19 protein-coding genes are annotated in these 19159 nt (G+C 67.2%); 11 read left to right on the top strand and 8 right to left on the bottom strand.

Features of this window, described 5'->3' with window-relative positions:
• Positions 1 to 166: 166 nt before the first annotated feature.
• Together EGM71_RS00775 and EGM71_RS00780 are read right to left on the bottom strand one after the other, a co-directional pair.
• The gene (locus EGM71_RS00775) at positions 167 to 646 is read right to left on the bottom strand and encodes a tRNA (cytidine(34)-2'-O)-methyltransferase (protein WP_188487098.1); all 480 of its coding nucleotides are present in this window, start codon (positions 644 to 646) and stop codon (positions 167 to 169) included.
• 69 nt (positions 647 to 715) lie between these two features.
• Positions 716 to 1192 (bottom strand): hypothetical protein, encoded by a 477-nt coding sequence (locus EGM71_RS00780; RefSeq protein WP_188487100.1) that lies wholly within the window; start codon positions 1190 to 1192, stop codon positions 716 to 718.
• A gap of 416 nt (positions 1193 to 1608) precedes the next feature.
• Between EGM71_RS00780 and EGM71_RS00785 the strand changes: the two genes are divergently transcribed.
• The 4 genes from EGM71_RS00785 (at position 1609) to EGM71_RS00800 (ending at position 7059) form a co-directional block, all read left to right on the top strand.
• Positions 1609 to 4458, top strand: coding sequence for a M16 family metallopeptidase (locus tag EGM71_RS00785; RefSeq protein WP_188487102.1), 2850 nt, complete (start codon positions 1609 to 1611; stop codon positions 4456 to 4458).
• Positions 4459 to 4636: 178 nt separating this feature from the next.
• The gene (locus EGM71_RS00790; protein ID WP_005407628.1) at positions 4637 to 4954 is read left to right on the top strand and encodes a DUF4156 domain-containing protein; all 318 of its coding nucleotides are present in this window, start codon (positions 4637 to 4639) and stop codon (positions 4952 to 4954) included.
• A 102-nt stretch (positions 4955 to 5056) separates the two neighbouring features.
• The gene (locus EGM71_RS00795; protein ID WP_010487115.1) at positions 5057 to 6073 is read left to right on the top strand and encodes a 3-oxoacyl-ACP synthase III; all 1017 of its coding nucleotides are present in this window, start codon (positions 5057 to 5059) and stop codon (positions 6071 to 6073) included.
• 95 nt (positions 6074 to 6168) lie between these two features.
• Positions 6169 to 7059 carry an alpha/beta fold hydrolase gene (locus EGM71_RS00800; RefSeq protein WP_188487104.1) on the top strand — a complete coding sequence of 297 codons (891 nt, stop codon included), beginning with the start codon at positions 6169 to 6171 and terminating at the stop codon, positions 7057 to 7059.
• 100 nt (positions 7060 to 7159) lie between these two features.
• Here EGM71_RS00800 and EGM71_RS00805 read toward each other — a convergent pair whose 3' ends face one another.
• Positions 7160 to 7591 (bottom strand): YkgJ family cysteine cluster protein, encoded by a 432-nt coding sequence (locus tag EGM71_RS00805; protein WP_029380125.1) that lies wholly within the window; start codon positions 7589 to 7591, stop codon positions 7160 to 7162.
• A 104-nt stretch (positions 7592 to 7695) separates the two neighbouring features.
• Between EGM71_RS00805 and oleC the strand changes: the two genes are divergently transcribed.
• The 3 genes from oleC to EGM71_RS00820 all read left to right on the top strand — a co-directional run bounded on the left by oleC (position 7696) and on the right by EGM71_RS00820 (position 10581).
• Positions 7696 to 9354, top strand: a complete 1659-nt coding sequence (gene oleC, locus EGM71_RS00810) for an olefin beta-lactone synthetase (RefSeq protein ID WP_188487106.1) — start codon at positions 7696 to 7698, stop codon at positions 9352 to 9354.
• Positions 9351 to 10343, top strand: coding sequence for a 2-alkyl-3-oxoalkanoate reductase (gene oleD, locus EGM71_RS00815; RefSeq protein ID WP_188487108.1), 993 nt, complete (start codon positions 9351 to 9353; stop codon positions 10341 to 10343). Before oleC ends, oleD begins: the two co-directional genes overlap by 4 nt.
• Before the next feature lie 82 nt (positions 10344 to 10425).
• Positions 10426 to 10581, top strand: coding sequence for a DUF1328 domain-containing protein (locus EGM71_RS00820; RefSeq protein WP_004153593.1), 156 nt, complete (start codon positions 10426 to 10428; stop codon positions 10579 to 10581).
• Between the two features lie 82 nt (positions 10582 to 10663).
• On the opposite strand, the gene ddlA is transcribed toward EGM71_RS00820, so the two are convergent.
• Positions 10664 to 11758, bottom strand: coding sequence for a D-alanine--D-alanine ligase (gene ddlA / locus EGM71_RS00825; RefSeq protein ID WP_188487110.1), 1095 nt, complete (start codon positions 11756 to 11758; stop codon positions 10664 to 10666).
• A gap of 336 nt (positions 11759 to 12094) precedes the next feature.
• Here ddlA and EGM71_RS00830 point away from each other — a divergent pair, with 336 nt between their 5' ends.
• On the top strand, positions 12095 to 12730 hold the full coding sequence (locus tag EGM71_RS00830; RefSeq protein ID WP_188487112.1) for a ubiquinone biosynthesis accessory factor UbiJ: 636 nt from the start codon (positions 12095 to 12097) through the stop codon (positions 12728 to 12730).
• Positions 12727 to 14382, top strand: coding sequence for a ubiquinone biosynthesis regulatory protein kinase UbiB (gene ubiB, locus EGM71_RS00835; RefSeq protein ID WP_188487114.1), 1656 nt, complete (start codon positions 12727 to 12729; stop codon positions 14380 to 14382). The genes EGM71_RS00830 and ubiB overlap by 4 nt, the downstream gene beginning before the upstream one ends.
• A 52-nt stretch (positions 14383 to 14434) precedes the next feature.
• On the opposite strand, the gene EGM71_RS00840 is transcribed toward ubiB, so the two are convergent.
• The 4 genes from EGM71_RS00840 to EGM71_RS00855 are packed head-to-tail and all read right to left on the bottom strand — an operon-like array spanning position 14435 to position 17567.
• On the bottom strand, positions 14435 to 15220 hold the full coding sequence (locus tag EGM71_RS00840; protein WP_188487116.1) for a YaiO family outer membrane beta-barrel protein: 786 nt from the start codon (positions 15218 to 15220) through the stop codon (positions 14435 to 14437).
• A gap of 4 nt (positions 15221 to 15224) precedes the next feature.
• The gene (locus EGM71_RS00845; RefSeq protein WP_223224521.1) at positions 15225 to 15806 is read right to left on the bottom strand and encodes an acetyltransferase; all 582 of its coding nucleotides are present in this window, start codon (positions 15804 to 15806) and stop codon (positions 15225 to 15227) included.
• A gap of 10 nt (positions 15807 to 15816) precedes the next feature.
• The gene (locus EGM71_RS00850) at positions 15817 to 16956 is read right to left on the bottom strand and encodes a glycosyltransferase (protein WP_188487120.1); all 1140 of its coding nucleotides are present in this window, start codon (positions 16954 to 16956) and stop codon (positions 15817 to 15819) included.
• A complete protein-coding gene (locus EGM71_RS00855) occupies positions 16956 to 17567 on the bottom strand; it encodes a PIG-L deacetylase family protein (protein WP_188487122.1) in 612 nt (203 codons plus the stop codon). The genes EGM71_RS00850 and EGM71_RS00855 overlap by 1 nt, the downstream gene beginning before the upstream one ends.
• Positions 17568 to 17732: 165 nt before the next feature.
• Here EGM71_RS00855 and EGM71_RS00860 point away from each other — a divergent pair, with 165 nt between their 5' ends.
• Positions 17733 to 18320: an O-methyltransferase gene (locus EGM71_RS00860; RefSeq protein ID WP_188487124.1), complete on the top strand. Its 588-nt coding sequence runs from the start codon at positions 17733 to 17735 to the stop codon at positions 18318 to 18320.
• 86 nt (positions 18321 to 18406) lie between these two features.
• Complete coding sequence (locus tag EGM71_RS00865) at positions 18407 to 19144, top strand: pseudouridine synthase (RefSeq protein WP_188487126.1); 738 nt, start codon at positions 18407 to 18409, stop codon at positions 19142 to 19144.
• The last annotated feature ends 15 nt before the right edge of the window (positions 19145 to 19159 follow it).

A 19159-nucleotide genomic window follows, 5' to 3' on the forward strand; every position in this document is an offset into this window, starting at 1 on the left:
ATCCACGCATGGCGTGGATCTACTGCACATGGCACCTGCTACGGCCACCTGGATGTGCTTTGGTAGGTGCCAACCTTGGTTGGCACATTCCTTCAGCGCCCGACCAGGCATTTGTGCGGACCAAGGTCCGCACCCACCAGGAGCGGTTCACACCCACCTGAGGCGGCTACGCGCCGCCAGCAAACCCGTGCTGCCGCCACGCTTCGTACATCACCACGGCAACGGTGTTGGAAAGGTTGAGGCTGCGGTTGTCCGGCCGCATCGGCAGGCGCAGGCGACGGCCATCGGGCAATGCATCGAGCACGTCCTGCGGCAGGCCGCGGCTTTCCGGGCCGAACAGGAACGCATCACCGTCTTCAAAGGCCACGCTGTCATAGCGGACGCTGGCGCGCGTACTCAGGGCGAACAACCGCTTCGCTGCGATCCGCGCCAACGCGGTGTCCAGGTCGGGGTGCACCTGCAGGCGCGAGTACTCGTGGTAATCCAGGCCGGCGCGCTTGAGCTGCTTGTCTTCCAGTGCGAAGCCGAGCGGCTCGACCAGGTGCAGCTGCGCGCCGGTGTTGGCGCAGAGCCGGATCACATTGCCCGTGTTGGGCGGGATTTCCGGTTGGAACAGGATCACGTGGAACTGGGGCGCGGCATTCATCGGCGCAGTGTACCTGCGACGGCGGCCGCCTTTACGGCGCACGCCCTGCACGGGGCAGGGCGGCACCGCTTACGGGCGCAGCAGGACCTGGGCGGTTTCGGTGGCCAGGGCCTGCAGGTCGGCGGCGCTCGGACGCACCTGCAGGGCCGGCAGGTTGACGATGACCGAGTGGGCGACGTTGGTAGCGGCGACAGCCAGGGTGGCGGCGTAGCGCTGGGCTTCCAGTTCGGCGGCCAGGGCGACGCGCTGTTCCAGGCTCGGGCGCACTTCCACCGAGGCCAGGGTGGTGATCGGCATCGCGGCGGCGACCGGGGCGGCGACGTAGCCGCTGCGCTCGGCCAGCTGGTCGGCGCTCGGGCGCACTTCCACGGTGGCCAGGGTCGGGATGCCGCTGGCCTGTTCCCAGGCCTGCTGGGCCAGCTGGTCGGCGGCCGGGCGGACCTGCACGGTGGACAGGGTCTTGATGGATTCGGAGGCCTGCACCGACGAAACAACCGCGGTGCCGGCGATCAGGGCGATGGCGATGGCAATGGTCTTGGCGTTCATGACGGGGCCTGTTTAGTGTTGGTGATCAGTGGTGTGGTAGTAAGGTAGTACACCAATTCTGGGGATGCAAGGAGAATTTTCGATTTCCTGCATTTGTTCAGCCTTCAGTCATCTTTCGTCTGAAGCCCTTCCTGGCGCAGGAAATACCAAGCAATCCCCGTGCCAACTTTTAGTTATTGATTTGCAAGGCTTTTATGTGGTTCCGAAAGTGTCCGGTGGGCGGACACCTGTCCATTCGATACGCCGCGGACACTGTCCGGACGCCTTGAGCCGGCGCATGTGACGTTTCAGAAGTGCCCGTGGGCGCCGGGCTGGATGGCCATCGGGGCAAACACCCCCAGTGACTGGCGACCGATTCCTGCCGCTGCCTGCGCAGGCTAGGATCGGGGTTCACCTATGTGACCAAGGATCCGGATATGTCTCTCGCCCTTCGCCCGCGCGCTGCACTGCTGGCCGTCGCCCTCAGCACCGCCCTGGGTACGCTTGCGCCCACCTCTGCGCTTGCCGCCAAGCCGGCGGCACCGGCCAAGGTCGATATCCCGTACGAGCAGTTCACCCTGCCCAACGGCCTGCGCGTGATCGTGCATACCGATCGCAAGGCGCCGATCGTCGCGGTCAATGTCTGGTACCACGTGGGCAGCAAGGACGAGCCGGCGGGCCGTACCGGCTTCGCGCACCTGTTTGAACACCTGATGTTCCAGGGCAGCGAAAACCACGACGGCGAATTCTTCGAACCGTTCAAGCAGGTCGGTGCCACCAACCAGAACGGCACCACCAACACCGATCGCACCAACTATTTCGAGAACGTGCCGACCACTGCGCTGGACATGGCGCTGTGGATGGAATCGGACCGCATGGGCCATCTGGTCGGTGCGATTGACCAGGCCGCGCTGGACGAGCAGCGTGGGGTGGTGCAGAACGAGAAGCGCCAGGGCGAGAACCAGCCCTACGGCCAGGCCTGGGACCAGCTCAACAAGGCGATGTATCCGGCCGGACACCCGTACCACCACGGCGTGATCGGTTCGATGAACGATCTCAACGCTGCTTCGCTGGATGACGTGAAGACCTGGTTCCGCACCTGGTACGGCCCGAACAATGCAGTGCTGGTGCTGGCCGGCGACATCGACCTGGCCACCGCCAAGGAAAAGGTCGGCAAGTACTTCGGCAGCATCCCGGCCGGCCCGACCATGGCGCAGCCGGCCGTGAACGTGGCCAAGCGCAGCGCCGACACCCGCGAGACGATGACCGACAAGGTGCCGCAGGCGCGCATCTACCGCGCCTGGAACGTGCCGCAGGTCGGCACCACCGAGGTCGATCAGCTGCAGCTGTTCGCGCAGGTGCTGGGCGGTGCCAAGTCCTCGCGCCTGAGCCAGCGCCTGCAGCACCAGGACAAGCTGGTGGACAGCATCGCGTCGGGCCTGTCGACCTCGCAGCTGGGTTCGAACTTCGTGATCATGGCGACGGTCAAGCAGGGCCAGGACCCGGCCAAGGTCGAGAAGATCATCGACGAGGAACTGGACCGGCTGATCAAGCAGGGCCCGACCGCGGCCGAGCTGGAGCGCGCGAAGACCGGTGCCCGCGCCGGTTTCATCCGCGGCATCGAGCGCATCGGTGGCTTCGGCGGCAAGGCCGACGCACTGGCCGAGTGCGCGGTGTTCACCGGCGACCCGGGCTGCTTCCGCACCTCGCTGGCCAACATCGAAAAGGCCAGTGCCGCTGATCTGAGCCGGCTCGGCGCGCAGTGGCTGGACAAGGGCAGCCACACCCTGGTGATCGCACCGGGTGAACGCGTGGCACTGAAGGAAGATCCCAGCCAGGCACCGAAGCCGTTCAATGTGCCGGCAGTGGACCCGAAGTACAGCACCCTGCCGGAGCAGGTCGACCGCAAGGCCGGCGTGCCGCAGACCCGCGAGTTCCCGCAGCTGAAGTTCCCGGCACTGCAGCGCGCCACGCTGAAGAACGGTACGCAGGTGATCCTGGCCGAGCGCCACGAGATCCCGGTGGTGCAGTTCAGCTACCAGTTCCCGGGCGGCTTCAGTGCCGACCAGGGCCGCAAGCCGGGCACTGCCAACTTCACCATGAGCCTGATGACCGAAGGCGCCGGCAAGCTGGGTTCGCTGGCCTTCGCCGATGCCGCTGACGCACTGGGCGCCAGCCTGGATGCCTCGGCCGGCCTGGATTCGATGAGCGTGGACCTGTCGGCGCTGAAGGAAAACCTGGCACCGTCGCTGGCGCTGTACCGCGACCTGCTGCGCGAACCGCGCTTCGAGCAGGGCGAGATCGACCGGGTCAAGGCGACCTGGATCGCCGGCATCCAGCAGGAGAAGGTCAACCCGGGTGCGGTGGCGATGCGCGTGCTGCCGCCGCTGCTGTACGGCAAGGGCCACCCGTATGCCATTCCGTTCACCGGTAGTGGTGACGAGGCGGCGATCAACGGCCTGACCCGCGAAGATCTGGTCGATTTCCACCACGACTGGCTGCGCCCGCAGAACGGCACCCTGATCGTGGTCGGTGACACCACCCTGGCCGAGATCGTGCCGCTGCTGGACAAGCAGCTGGCCGACTGGAAGGCCAGCGGCGATGCCCCGCAGGTGAAGGCGGCCACCGATGTCGCGCTGCCGAAGGGACCGCGCGTGTTCCTGATCGACCAGCCAGGCGCGGTGCAGGCCAATCTGTTCGCTGGCCAGGTGGTCGCGCCCTCCAGCGCATCCAGCTCGACCCGCTTCGACATCGCCAATGGCGTGATCGGCGGTGACTTCACCTCGCGCCTGAACATGAACCTGCGTGAGGACAAGCACTGGTCGTATGGTGCGCGCAGCAGCGCGATCAACTCGGTGGGCCAGCGCCCGTGGATGGCCAGTGCGCCGGTGCAGATCGACAAGACCGGCCCGGCGATGGCGGAAATGCGCAAGGAAATCGCCGCGTTCGCTGATGGCAGCAAGCCGGCCACCGCCGCCGAGGTCAACCGCATCCGCAACATCCAGACCCTGAGCTTGCCCGGTGCCTACGAGACCGCCAGTGCGGTGGCCGCGACCATCGGCTCGATCGTGCAGTTCAAGCGCCCGGACGACTACGTGCTGCGCCGTAAGGCCGAGATCGAGGCGATGACCCCGGCGCAGGTGCAGCAGGCCGCCACCGAGATCAAGCCGCAGGCCCTGACCTGGGTGGTGGTGGGTGACCTCAAGCAGACCGAAGCGGCCGTGCGTGCGCTGAACCTGGGCGAGGTGACGGTGATCGACGCCGAAGGCAACCCGGTCAAGAAGTAAGGCAATACCCGGCCCGCCATGTGGCGGGCCGGCTCCCCCGGTAGTGCCGGCCGCTGGCCGGCAACTCCGTGACCCGACGGCGGGGTCAGCGCCCCCTGCGGGGAATCCGACCCGCACCGGCTACCCCCGATTCAGGCTGTTCAGGCAGAATCCCCCCATACCCTTCCAGGATCTGCCCATGCGCGTTCTGCTGCTTTCTTCCCTGCTGCTCACCGTCACCGCCTGTACCTGGGTGCCGATCGAACCGGCCGGCAAGGCGACCCGCGTGCTGCCGGCAGGGCCGGTTCCGGCCGGCTGCATCGCCAAGGGCGAGGTGGTGGTGACCGTGAAGAGCAAGGTCGGCTTCTACAACCGCAACCCGCTGCGGGTGCAGGAAGAGCTGGAAACCCTGGCCCGCAACGAGGCCCCGAGCGCCGGCGCCAATGCCGTGCAGGCCGCCGCGGCCCCCGCAGATGGCAGCCAGCGTTTCGCCGCCTTCCAGTGCCCGCCGCGCTGAACGCTTCACCATACGGCCAAGGCTGAATTCGTAAAGATGCGGTGAAAGCCCGGGGGTTATAGAATAGCGCCCCCTTTTGCCTGAGCCTTGGCGCTAACCTCGATGCTCTTCAAGAATGTCTCGATCGCCGGCCTGGCACACGTCGACGCGCCGCATACGCTGACGACCAAGGAAATCAACGAACGCCTGCAGCCGACGTTGGATCGCCTGGGTATCCGCACCGATGTGCTCGGCGACATCGCCGGCATCCACGCCCGCCGCCTGTGGGACAACGGCGTGCTTGCGTCGGACGCTGCCACCATGGCCGGCCGCAAGGCACTGGAAGATGCGGGCATCACCGCGACCCAGGTTGGCCTGCTGGTCAACACCTCGGTCAGCCGCGACTACCTGGAGCCGTCCACCGCCTCCATCGTGTCGGGCAACCTCGGCGTCAGCGACGAATGCATGACCTTCGACGTCGCCAATGCCTGCCTGGCCTTCATCAACGGCATGGATATCGCCGCGCGCATGATCGAGCGTGGTGATATCGACTACGCGCTGGTGGTGGACGGCGAGACCGCCAACCTGGTGTACGAAAAGACCCTGGAGCGCATGACCGCCCCGGACGTCACCGCCGACGACTTCCGCAACGAGCTGGCCGCCCTGACCACCGGTTCAGGCGCCGCCGCGATGGTGATGGCGCGCTCGGAGCTGGTGCCTGACGCCCCGCGCTACAAGGGCGGCGTGACCCGCTCGGCCACCGAGTGGAACCAGCTGTGCCTGGGCAACCTGGACCGCATGGTCACCGATACCCGCCTGCTGCTGATCGAAGGCATCAAGCTGGCGCAGAAGACCTTCAGCGCCGCCAAGATCGCACTCGGCTGGGCCGTGGAAGAGCTCGACCAGTTCGTCATCCACCAGGTCAGCCAGCCGCACACCGCCGCGTTCATCAAGAACTTCGGCATCGACCCGAAGAAGGTCATGACCATCTTCGGCGAGCACGGCAACATCGGCCCCGCCTCGGTGCCGATCGTGCTGAGCAAGCTCAAGCAGCTGGGCAAGCTGAAGAAGGGCGATCGCATCGCGCTTCTGGGTATCGGCTCGGGCCTGAACTGCTCGATGGCAGAAGTGGTCTGGTAAAAAAGTCACCGCTGGCCTGCTGAGCGTTTGGCAGCGATGATTTTTCCAAGTGTCCAGGGGCCGGTTCTACCGGCCCTTTCTACAGGTGCGATTCGATGTCCCAGCTTCCCGGTTACCCCGCCCACCCGCAGCGCTTCGAGGTACGCCCCGGCCTGTCGATGAACTATCTCGACGAGGGCCCGCGCGATGGCGAGGTGGTGGTGATGGTGCACGGCAACCCGTCGTGGAGCTATTACTGGCGCACGCTGGTGGCCGGCCTGTCGGACACGTACCGCTGCATCGTGCCGGACCACATCGGCATGGGCCTGTCGGACAAGCCGGACGATAGCCGCTACGAGTACACCCTGCAGTCGCGCGTGGACGATCTCGACGCGCTGCTGAAGCACCTGGGCATCACCGGTCCGGTGACGCTGGCGGTGCACGACTGGGGCGGCATGATCGGCTTCGGCTGGGCGCTGTCGCACCACGACCAGGTGAAGCGGCTGGTGGTGCTCAACACCGCCGCGTTCCCGATGCCGGCGGCGAAGACGATGCCGTGGCAGATCGCGCTGGGCCGCCACTGGAAGATCGGCGAGTGGATCATCCGCACCTTCAACGCGTTCTCGTCCGGTGCCTCGTGGCTGGGCGTGGAACGGAAGATGCCGGCTGATGTGCGCCGCGCCTACGTGTCGCCGTACAACAGCTGGGCCAATCGCATCAGCACCATCCGCTTCATGCAGGACATCCCGCTGTCGCCGGCCGACAAGGCCTGGTCGCTGCTGGAACGCGCCGGCAAGGCACTGCCCTCGTTCGCCGACCGCCCGGCCTTCCTCGGCTGGGGCCTGCGCGACTTCGTGTTCGACCATCACTTCCTGAAGGGCTTCCAGGCCGCGCTGCCTCGGGCCCAGGTGCATGCCTTCGAGGACGCCGGCCACTACGTGCTGGAAGACAAGCAGGACGTGCTGGTGCCGGAGATCCGCGCGTTCCTGGACAAGAACCCGATCTGATCGGTTCCCGGGGCGGATCCCGGTAGTGCCGGCGGCTGGCCGGCAACCTCATGAACCCGGCGCGCATAGCGCGCTTGCCGGCCAGCGGCCGGCCCTACCACTACGCGGCGACCGGAGCCTGTGGTGGCGAGGACGGGCTGTTGCCGTTGTCGTCCGGATGGTCGTCGTCATTGTCGGCGTCATCGCGCCAGCGCCAGTCGGCCAGCGTCAGCGGGTCCAGGCCATAGGCGATGCGCGCCTTGTCGCACTGCGGGCTGGCCTTGCCGTACTCCCACGATGCATCCACCTCGCGGCACACGCTGGGCCGGTTGGGATGGATGGTGCAGCGTGAATACACGCCGATCTGCGCATCAAGCGCTACGCAGCGCACCGGCTTGGAATGGGTGCCGCGCATGCACAGGCGATGTGGGTCCAGCACTTCGGTGAGCTGGTGTGGCACGCCGCCAGGGGTGACCTCGTCCGATTCCATCCAGTGGAAGGCCACGCGGTATTGAGTGCAGCAGGCGCCGCAGGTCATGCAGGGATGTTGCATGGGCAAGCCGCCTCGGGCGGCAGTCGGAATCAGGAACGAGGGTGCGGATTTTCCACGAAGTGGGCCGCCGCGCAAGAAATTCCGTAAGCGGCGACAATGAACGGATGAACCGACCCTGCAACATTGCCGCGCGCCTGCCTGAACTGGCGCGTGAACGCCCCGACCAGATCGCCATCCGCTGCCCGGGCCGCCGCGGCGCTGGCAACGGCATGGCGGCCTACGACGTCACCCTGGACTACCGCCAGCTGGACGCCCGCAGTGATGCCATGGCCGCCGGCCTGGCCGGCTATGGGATCGGTCGCGGGGTGCGCACGGTGGTGATGGTGCGGCCGTCGCCGGAGTTCTTCCTGCTGATGTTCGCCCTGTTCAAGCTGGGCGCAGTGCCGGTGCTGGTCGACCCGGGCATCGACAAGCGCGCGCTGAAACAGTGCCTGGACGAGGCACAGCCGCAGGCCTTCATCGGCATTCCGCTGGCGCACGTGGCGCGGCTGGTGCTGCGCTGGGCGCCGTCGGCGACCCGCCTGGTGACGGTCGGCCGCCGCCTCGGCTGGGGCGGTACCAGCCTGGCCGCGCTGGAGCGCGCCGGCGCCAAGGGGGGGCCGATGCTGGCCGACACCGATGGCGAGGACATGGCCGCGATCCTGTTCACCAGCGGCTCCACCGGCGTGCCCAAGGGCGTGGTCTACCGCCACCGCCACTTCGTCGGCCAGATCCAGCTGCTGGGCAGCGCGTTCGGCATGGAGGCGGGCGGCGTGGACCTGCCGACCTTCCCGCCGTTCGCGCTGTTCGACCCGGCGCTGGGCCTGACCTCGGTGATTCCGGACATGGACCCGACGCGGCCGGCGCAGGCCGACCCGGCTCGCCTGCACGATGCCATCCAGCGCTTCGGCGTGACCCAGCTGTTCGGCTCGCCGGCGCTGATGCGGGTGCTGGCCCGGCACGGGCGGCCACTGCCGACGGTAACCCGGGTGACCTCGGCCGGTGCGCCGGTGCCCCCGGATGTGGTGGCCACCATCCGCAGCCTGTTGCCGGCCGATGCGCAGTTCTGGACCCCGTACGGTGCCACCGAGTGCCTGCCGGTGGCGGTGGTGGAGGGACGCGAGTTGGAACGCACCCGCGCGGCGACCGAGGCCGGTGCCGGCACCTGCGTCGGCAACGTGGTGGCTCCCAACGAGGTACGCATCATCGCCATCGACGACGCCCCGCTGCCGGACTGGTCGCAGGTGCGTGTGCTGGCCACCGGCGAGGTGGGCGAGATCACCGTGGCGGGGCCGACCGCCACCGACAGTTACTTCAACCGCCCGCAGGCCACGGCCGCAGCGAAGATCAGTGAGACGCTGGCTGATGGCAGCACTCGCGTGGTGCATCGCATGGGCGATGTGGGTTACTTCGATGCGCAGGGCCGACTGTGGTTCTGCGGACGCAAGACGCAGCGCGTGGAAACCGCGCGCGGGCCGCTGTACACCGAGCAGGTCGAGCCGATGTTCAACACCGTGGCCGGCGTGGCGCGCACTGCGCTGGTCGGCGTCGGCGCTGCCGGTGCGCAGGTGCCGGTGCTGTGCGTGGAGCTGCAGCGTGGCCAGGCCGACAGCCCGGCACTGCAGGAAGCGCTGCGTGCCAAGGCAGCGGCATGCCTGGCCGAGGCTGGCCTGCAGTACTTCCTGATACATCCTGCGTTCCCCGTCGATATCCGTCACAACGCCAAGATCGGCCGCGAGAAGCTCGCCGTCTGGGCCAGCGCCGAACTGGAGAAGCGCGTATGAAGATCCTGGTCACCGGTGGTGGTGGTTTCCTTGGCCAGGCACTGTGCCGCGGCCTGGTCGAGCGTGGCCACCAGGTGCTGGCGTTCAACCGCAGTCATTACCCGGAACTGCAGGCGATGGGCGTCGGCCAGATCCGTGGCGACCTGGCCGATGCGCAGGCGGTGCTGCATGCGGTGGCCGGTGTCGATGCGGTGTTCCACAACGGCGCCAAGGCCGGCGCTTGGGGCAGCTATGACAGCTACCACCAGGCCAACGTGGTCGGCACCGACAACGTCCTCGCGGCCTGCCGCGCGCACGGCATCAACCGGCTGGTCTACACCTCCACGCCCAGCGTGACCCATCGTGCCACGCACCCGGTGGAAGGCCTGGGGGCTGACGAGGTGCCGTACGGCGAAGATTTCCAGGCGCCGTATGCGGCCACCAAGGCGATCGCCGAACAGCGCGTGCTTGCCGCCAACGATGCGTCACTGGCTACCGTGGCGCTGCGCCCGCGCCTGATCTGGGGCCCGGGTGACCAGCAGCTGGTGCCGAGGCTGGCCGAGCGTGCGCGGCAGGGCCGCCTGCGCCTGGTGGGTGATGGCAACAACAAGGTAGACACCACCTACATCGACAACGCCGCGCTCGCCCACTTCCTCGCCTTCGAGGCATTGGCACCGGGCGCTGCGTGCGCGGGCAAGGCCTACTTCATTTCCAACGGCGAACCGCTGCCGATGCGCGAGCTGGTCAACAAGCTGCTGTCCGCTGTGGGTGCACCAACGGTAGACAAGGCGATCAGCTTCAAGACCGCTTATCGCATCGGTGCGGTCTGCGAGCGGCTGTGGCCGCTGCTGCGCCTGCGTGGCGAGCCGCCGCTGACCCGCTTCCTGGCCGAGCAGCTGTGCACGCCGCACTGGTACAGCATGGAGCCGGCGCGCCGCGACTTCGGCTACGTGCCGCAGGTCAGCATCGAGGAAGGGCTGCGCAGGCTGAAGGCTTCATCTGCTGCATAGGTCGCCATCACTGGTTGCACACCGCCAGATCGGGAGGATGGACCCACGCCATCCAACGGCCCGGACATCTGCGAGGAGCACCATGCTGCATTACGCCGTTATTTTCTTCGTCATCGCCATCATTGCCGCCGTGCTCGGCTTCTCCGGCATCGCCGGTGCCGCCAGCAACATCGCCTGGATCCTGTTCGTTGTGTTCCTGGTACTGGCAGTGATCTCGATGTTCCGCAAACGCGGCTAGACGAACGCAGGGTGGTGCCGGCCGCTGGCCGGCACGCCCCTTCTGTAGCGTCGAGCATGGCTCGACGCTACACAGAGCACCGCTACACGGCGCTGTGCAATCCGCGATCGGCGGCATGGCGCTCCTGCGCCAGCTCGATCAGGCGGGTGATCAGCGTGGTGTAGTCGACACCGCTGGCACCCCACAGCTTCGGGTACATGCTGATGCGGGTGAAGCCCGGCAGCGTGTTGACCTCGTTGATGACGATCTCGCCGGCTGCGGTGAGGAACACGTCCACGCGCGCCATGCCTGCACACTCCAGCGTTTGGTAGGCCTGCAATGCGACCTGCTGGATGCGTGCCTGGGTGTGGCCATCGATATCCGCCGGCACCACCACTTCGGCGCCATCTTCGTTGATGTACTTGGTGTCGTAGGCGTAGAACTCGTCGTGCACCACTACTTCACCGCACAGGCTGGCCTGCGGATGCGCGTTGCCCAGCACCGCACATTCGATCTCGCGGCCGACCACCGCCGATTCCACCAGCACCTTGTGGTCGTAGCGCAGTGCCAGCGCCAGCGCTTCGGCAAAGCCCGCTGCATCCTTGACCTTGCTCACGCCCACCGACGAACCCTGGTTGGCCGGCTTCACGAACAGCGGCAGGCCGAGCTGGGCGATCACCGCATCGACATCAACGTCCGCTGCCTGGTGGCGTCGGATGCACAACCACGGCGCTACCTGCAGGCCGGCGTCGCGCAACAGGCGCTTGGTCACGTCCTTGTCCATCGCCACTGCCGAGCCCAGTACCGGCGAGCCGACGAAGGGCAGGTTGGCCATGCGCAGCAGGCCCTGCAGCGCGCCGTCCTCGCCCAGCGGCCCGTGCACGATCGGCAGCACCACATCGATCTGGCCCAGCACGCTGGCCGCATCGGAGGGCTGCAGCTGTGCCTGTTCGGCACCGGGAAGGACCGCCAGCGACTGGCCGGAGCGATGCAGCGCGATGCGTGCCGGATCATCGGCATTGAGCAGGAAGGTCGCAGGCTCGCTCAGATGCCACTGGCCCTGCTTGTCGATGCCGACCAGAACCGGCTCGAAGCGCTCCCGATCGAGGGCGTCGAGGATGTTCTTCGCCGACTGCAGTGAAACTTCGTGCTCGGAGGACTTGCCCCCGAAGATGATGCCGACCCGGGTCCGTGCCATGGTGCTGCGATGTCCTGTGCGTTGCGTGGCCGTACAGCATGAACCTTCCATAGCCACCCAGGTGAGGCACAGATGAATCACCGGGCTGCCGGCTCGGGTAGCGGCCAACCTTGGTTGGCCCTCCTGACATCCAGCGCCGACCAAGGTCGGCATCTACCAACGCGAGATCCCATCAGCATTGGGGTCAGAGCCCGTTGCGCAGCAACGGGACCCACCCCGCCATCCCACGGAATGCATGCTGTTGGTGTTGAGGTTGCCGGCCAGCGGCCGGCACTACCGCGGGTGCCGGGCGGCAGCCCGGCCCAAGCCCCCCACCCACGCGGGTAGAATGCGCACATGGCTCTTTCCCTGCTCAAGTCCCTCAAGCCGGTCGCTGGCCGCGCCCTGCAGATCGCCCTGAACCGCGCACTGGCGCTGGATCCGGATACCCGCCATGCCCTGGCCAGCCTCGAGGGGCGGCACATCGACCTGACCCTGGAAGCGCCGTCGTTGGCGATGCGCATCAGCGTCGACGGCGACCAGCTGCGGGTCGGCCCGGTAGATGCGCAGGAAGCCGACCTGGCCGTGCGCAGCAGCCTGGCCGGCGTGTTGGCGCAGCTGCCACTGCTCGCCAATGCACGGCGCAGCGATACCAACAGCAAGGGCCGGGTGCGCGTGGCTGGTGACGCCGAACTGGCGCGCCGCCTGCAGCAGCTGGCCAAGGGCTTCGATCCGGACTGGCAGCAGCCATTCGTCAGCGTGTTCGGCGAGGTGCTGGGTGTGCAGGTGGCCAACACCCTGCGCAGCGCCCTGCAGCATGCGCGCCAGGGCGTGATCGACCTGGCCCACAGCGCCGCCGAATTCATCACCGAGGAATCACGCGACGTGGTGCCACGCGCCGAACTGGATGCCTTCCATGATGATGTGGACGTGCTGCGCGACGACGTCGAGCGTCTTGGCGCGCGCGTGCTGCGCCTGCGGGGTGCCGCATGAAGGCCGTGCTGCGGGCCAGCCGCATCGGCCGGGTGATCCTGCGCTACCGCCTTGACGACCTGCTGCAGGGCACGCCGGCCGAGCGCTGGCTGCGTCTGGCCAAGCCGTTCGTGCCGCGTGCCTCGGCCGACATTGCCGCACAGTCGCGCGGTGCGCGCCTGCGCCTGGCGCTGCAGGATCTCGGCCCGATCTTCGTCAAGTTCGGCCAGATCCTGTCCACCCGCCGCGACCTGGTGCCGCCGGACGTGGCCAACGAGCTGACCCTGCTGCAGGACCGGGTCAAGCCGTTCGACGGCGATACCGCGCGCCGCATCGTCGAGGAAGCACTTGGTCTGCCGGTCAGCGAGGCGTTCGCCAGCTTCGATACCGAACCGCTGGCCTCGGCCTCGATCGCGCAGGTGCATGCGGCCACGCTGGCCGATGGCCGCCAGGTGGTGGTCAAGGTGCTGCGCCCGGGCATCGAGAAGCAGATCGACGCCGACATCGCGTTGCTCAACTCGCTGGCCGCCCTGGTCGAGCGCACCCACCCGCGTGCCGACAAGATCCGCCCGCGCGAAGTGGTGGCCGAAGTCGAGAACACCTTGGCCGCCGAGCTGGACCTGCAGCGCGAAGGCGCCAATGCCAGCGTGCTGCGCCGCTTCTGGGAAAACAGCGACGACCTGTACGTGCCGGAAGTGATCTGGAGCCATACCGCCGAGCGTGCGCTGACCCTGGAGCGCGTGTGGGGCATTCCGTCCGACGACATCGCCGCGCTGGACAAGGCGGGCATCGACCGCAAGGCGCTGGCCGCCAAGGGTGTGCGGGTGTTCTACACCCAGGTGTTCCGCGACAACTTCTTCCACGCCGATGCGCACGCCGGCAACATCTGGGTCGACACCGATCCGTCACGCCGCGCCAATCCGCGCTTCATCGCGCTGGACTTCGGCATCATGGGCCAGCTCTCGCAGGAAGATCAGTACTACCTGGCCGAGAATTTCATGGCCATCTTCAATCGCGATTACCGCCGCATCGCCGAACTGCATGTGCAGGCGCGCTGGATGCCCGACAACGTGCGCATCGATGATCTGGAAGCGGCCGTGCGTTCGGTGTGCGAGCCGTACTTCACCCGTCCGCTGTCGCAGATCTCGTTGGCCGAAGTGTTGATGAAGCTGTTCCGCGTGGCGCAGCGCTACCAGCTGACATTGCAGCCGCAGCTGATCCTGCTGCAGAAGACCCTGCTGAACATCGAAGGTGTCGGCCGCCAGCTGGATCCGCAGATCGATATCTGGGCGGTGGCCAAGCCGGTGCTGGCGAAGATCCTGCGCGAGCGCTACAGCCCGCGCAGGGTGGTACGCGAGATCGGCAAGCGCCTGCCGGAGATCATGACCCACGCGCCGGACATGCCGCGCCTGGTACACGCCTGGCTGACCCAGCAGGTGGAGGGCCGCCATGAGCTGGCGATGCGCTCGCGCGATCTGGTCGCGCTGGATGCCAGCGTGCAGCGCCTGCAGAAGCGCGCGGTCGGCGCGATCACCGGCGTCGGCCTGCTGGCCATCGCCGCGCTGGTGTACGTGCTGCAGCCGCCAGGCTGGTACTGGGGCGACCTGCCGATGTGGAGCTGGGTGTCCGGTGCCGTCGGCGCGCTGGCGCTGGCGCGCGCGTGGTGGCGTTGATCCCTGTTTATCCAGAGTCGGCGGCGTCACACGCCGCCGACCGGCCACGCCTCTACCAGTGATAGCCCAGGCCCAGGTGCGACTGCACGCTCTGGAAGCTGTCCAGGCGCGTCTTGTGCCAGGTCTTGCCGATGCCCATGTCCAGCACCAGATGCTCACCCAGCGGCTGGCTGCGGCGCAGGAAGGCACGACGTGCATCGTGTTCGCGCAGCAGCAGCGGATCGGAATCGGCGGTGTAGCCGGAGGTACCGCTTCCCAGCCACAACTGGGTCGAACCACGGCCCTGCGCATCCTTCAGGCGCAGTGACAGCGTGGTGCCATGGCCATCGGGGCCATTGGACTGGCGATGCCGCTCGTGGCGCAGTGAGGCGGTCACGCGTGGGAAGTAGTGCGAGGCACCGACAGACCAGCCGCTCACGTATGCACCGGCATGGTACTGGGCGTACTTGCCGCCCACGCTCAGCACGGTCTGCGGTGCCACCTTCCACTGGATGTCCTGGTTGACCTGGCGGTTGACGAATACCGGATCATCGTTGGACGCAGTGAAGGCGGTGCGGGTCGAAAAGCGTGGACTCCAGCGCTGCTGCAGCGAACCCTGCACCCGGTTGCCGCCGAAGCGTTTGCTGCCGTAGTCGCGTTCGCCATGGGCCAGGCCCAGATGCCAGCGGCTGTCACCGCTGCGACCGGCCACATCCACGGTCTGTACGTCGCGCTTGCCGAAGCCATCGGTGTAGTCGGCATGATCCAGCTGCACCGAGACCCGGTCGATGCCGGCATGGGCGCTGGACACGGCCAGCAGCAGGGCGCACGGCAGTGCGCCACGGATGATCAATCGCATGGGGTTACTCCAGGGGTTGGGAATGCAGCGACTGCAGCAGCCGGTAGCGACCGGGCGGCAGGTTTCGTTCCACGGTGATGCGCGGTCCGAACTGGCTGCCCGGCGCGACGATGCGACCGGGCAGGATGATCACGCCGACACCCAGCGCGGCGCCTTCGCCGATCCAGGCGCCGAGCTTGTCGCGCTGGCTGTCGATGACGGTATCGCCGATGTGGACGGCGACCGTTGCACCATCCAGGCGATGGTTGCTGGTGCGCACCAGCGCACCCAGGTAGGCACGGGCGTCGACGCGGCTGTCGGCGATGAAGCACTGCGGGCCGATGCAGGCGCCGTCGCCGATCAGCGCGTTCTTCAGTTCACTGGCAAAGCCGACGCGGACACCATCGCCAATGTGCAGCGGGCCGCGCAGCAGCGCGTTGTTGCCGATGAGGCAGTCGCGGCCGATCGATACCGGTCCCTGCAGCTGGGCGCCGTCGCAGATGCGGCTGCCGGCGCCGATCTGCACGTGGCCCCGCACTGCCGCGCGTGGCGAAACCTGTGCACTGGGATCGACGTGGGGTGGCAGCGTCGAAAGCGCGTCGGCCATGGCGGCGAGATCATTCCACCACATGTGGATACCTGGTCGGTTTGTCGCGCACCGGTTCGCGGCCGGTGCACAGCCCGGCCACGCCGTGCATCAGCCAGATCGCGTAGGCGAGGAGCACGTACAGCATCGAGAACGCGGCGGCGGGTACCAGCCACACGCGACGGTGATGGATCGCACTGATCACCGCCAGCAACATGACGATGCCAATCCAGAACAACGGCATCACCGACAGGGCGAGGCCACCAGGCCCGTGCAGCAGGGCCGCACCGAACCAGACCTGCAGCGACAGCGCGATGCCGGCAAGGGCGAGCAGCATCATCGGCAGGATGCTGAACAGGCCGAAACGGGTCAGCAACAGGCCGCGGTGCAGGCGCATGCATACCGCATAGCCGACGATCCAGCGCCGCCAGCGTCGCCATTCCTCCACCAGCGTGTTGCATTCCTGCGGGTAGACCACGCAGCGCACGCTCTGGCGGACACGGTAGCCCTGCGCGACCAGCGACCAGGACATGTCCAGGTCTTCCACGCGGGTGCGGTCGGAGAAACCGACCTTGCGCAGCACCGAGGTACGGAACAGGCCACACGAGCCGGAGACGATGAACGGCGCGCCGCCGAGCCACTGCTGGAAGCTGCGCTTGATGACGATCATCGGCAGCTTCAGACTGGCACGCACATGCGGCAGGAAGCCGGCACCCTGCAGGCTGGACGAGGGCACGCCACCGACCGCATCGGCACCGCGTTCGATCTCGTCCAGCAGATGGCCCAGGCCATGGCCGTGCGGATCGATATGGGTGTCGGCGTCGGTCAGGAACACCTGCTCGGCGGTAGCGTGCTGCAGGCCATGCATCAGCGCACCGCCCTTGCCTGTGTTGGCCTGGTGCACCGCCACCAGCCGCCCGGGCCAGCGCGCCTGCAGCGCATCGAGTACCTGGGCCGTGTTGTCGGTGGAACCATCGTTCACGCAGATCACCCGCGCCACGTAGGGGTTCTGCAGCAGGCTGGTCAACGAGCGCTCCAGGCACGGCGCTTCGTTGTAGGCCGGCACGATCGCATCGATGCTGTACAGGCGCGTGCTCGGGCGGCGCGAGGCCTGCACGCAAACACGCACCAGGATGAAGGCACACATGGCCAGGAACAGCAGGGTTTTCATCACAGCACCAGCCGGTAGGGCACGAAGCCCTCGCTGGGGCCGATGCCGATCTGCTGGCCGCGGAACTGCGCGTGGCAGCGCAGGTGGTCCTCCTGCATGTAGTGGCGATCGCCCTGGCTGGCATGCTCGCGCAATGCGTGGATCTTCAGGTCCAGCTGTGCGCTGATGTCCTCGAACACCTGCGGTGCGAACTGCGGCAGGGTGCTGGGGCTCTCGTAGCAGAGGATCTGCGGGATGCTGCGGCAGGCGATGATCGACGCTTCGTGGACGGTGCGATGGTCCTGGTGGTGGTCTTCGCCGCACATCGTGTAGACGCGATGCGGTGCGATCTGCGCGCAGGCCTGCTCGATCACCGCGACGATGTCGTTGCGGCAGGCGGGAAAGCGCGTATCCGGAAAGTCCTGCTGGATCACCCCGGTCACGCCCAGGCGGCGCAGCGCACGATGCGATTCATCGCTGCGATCGATGCCGGCGTGGCAGCCACGGCCACCACGGCTGAGCACCAGCGCACGGATGCGTGCACCGTCGCGGGCCAGTTTGGCCAGGCTGCCGCCGCAACCGAGTTCGATGTCGTCGGGGTGGGCGCCGATTGCCAGAATGTCGAGAACCATGGCCGTGTCCTTGCGGAAACCAAGAGGGCAGCGGGCAGGTGGAGCGTCCCGCGTGAAGAAGGCGGGAACTATCGCAACGTGAACGCAGCGCCGGGCTAGGAGGAATACGAAATGTGGCCGGACAAGCCACAATGCCCACCCTTGCTGCGGCAAATGAAAGAAGCGATGACGATGCAGCTTTCGGAATTGAAGAACGAACTGGCGCGCTTCGGTGCTGAAAACGACGCGCATGAAACCGAGCGCGGTCGGCGCATGCTCAACATCACGCCGGACACCGGTGAATTCCTGTCGGTGCTGGTGCGCTTCGGCACTGCGCGCCGGGTGCTGGAGATCGGCACCTCCAACGGCTATTCCACGCTATGGCTGGCCGAAGCCGCCGCCGCCATCGATGGCCACGTGACCACGCTGGAATACGCCGAGGACAAGGTGGCGATGGCGCATGCCACGTTCGCGCGCAGCGGGCTGGCCGGGTACATCACGCTGGTGCAGGGCGATGCCGGGCAGTGGTTGACGCAGGCCGCCGATGCCAGCATCGATCTGCTGTTCCTCGATTCGGACCGCGAACAATACGCCGGCTGGTGGCCGCAGCTGCGCCGCGTGCTGCGTCCGGGTGGCCTGCTGGTGGTGGACAACGCCACCTCGCACGCCACGCAGATGGAGCCGTTGCGGATGCTGCTGGACGCTGATCCGGACTTCAGCACCAGCCTGGTCCCGGTGGGCAATGGCGAGCTGCTGGCCGTGCGCAACGCCTGACCGGCGCACCTGCCTATCTGGGGTCAGATCCCTTTTCCTGTGGAAAAGGGATCTGACCCCGATCAGGGCACCCGTATAATCCCGCGGTGAGTACCGAACCTGACACCCTCGCTGCGGTCGAGACTGAAACCGCGCCCCTGCAGCTGCTGCACCTGGATGAGCGCCTGGCCGTGGTCAACAAGCCCGCCGGGCTGATGGTCCACGACAGCAAGCTGGCCCGTGGCGAAGATGATTTCCTGGCCGACCGCCTGCGTGAGCAGCTGGGGCGGCCGATCTTCCTCGTGCACCGCCTGGACCGGGCCACCAGTGGCTGCCTGCTGCTGGCCTTCGACCGCGAGACCGCCAGTGCGCTGGGCAAGGCGCTGATGGGCGGTGAAGTGGCCAAGGACTACCTGACGGTCTGCCGTGGCTGGCCGGCCGAGCTGTCCTGGCGGGTGGACCATGATCTGGACGGTGGGCCGGGCAAGCCGGTGAAGAAGCCGGCGATCACCGATTTCCAGCGGCTGGCCACCGGCGAGCTGTCGGTGCCGGTGGGTGAATTCACCAGCTCACGCTACGCGCTGCTGCGCTGCCAGCCGCAGACCGGGCGCTTCCGGCAGATCCGCCGGCACCTCAAGCATCTCTCGCACCACATGATCGGCGACACCAGCCACGGTGATGGCCGGCACAACCGGATCTTCCGCATGCAGGGCGTGCACCGCATGCTGCTGCACGCCGAGCGCCTGCGTTTTCCGCATCCGGACGGTGGCAGCGTGGATGTCAGTGCGCCGCTGGATCGCGAATTCCAGAAGGCGCTGGACCTGTTCGGCTGGCAGGTGGACTGAAGGTGGCGCCGGGCT

This window comes from Stenotrophomonas maltophilia (genome assembly GCF_006970445.1).
In the GTDB taxonomy this organism is placed as follows: domain Bacteria; phylum Pseudomonadota; class Gammaproteobacteria; order Xanthomonadales; family Xanthomonadaceae; genus Stenotrophomonas; species Stenotrophomonas maltophilia_AU.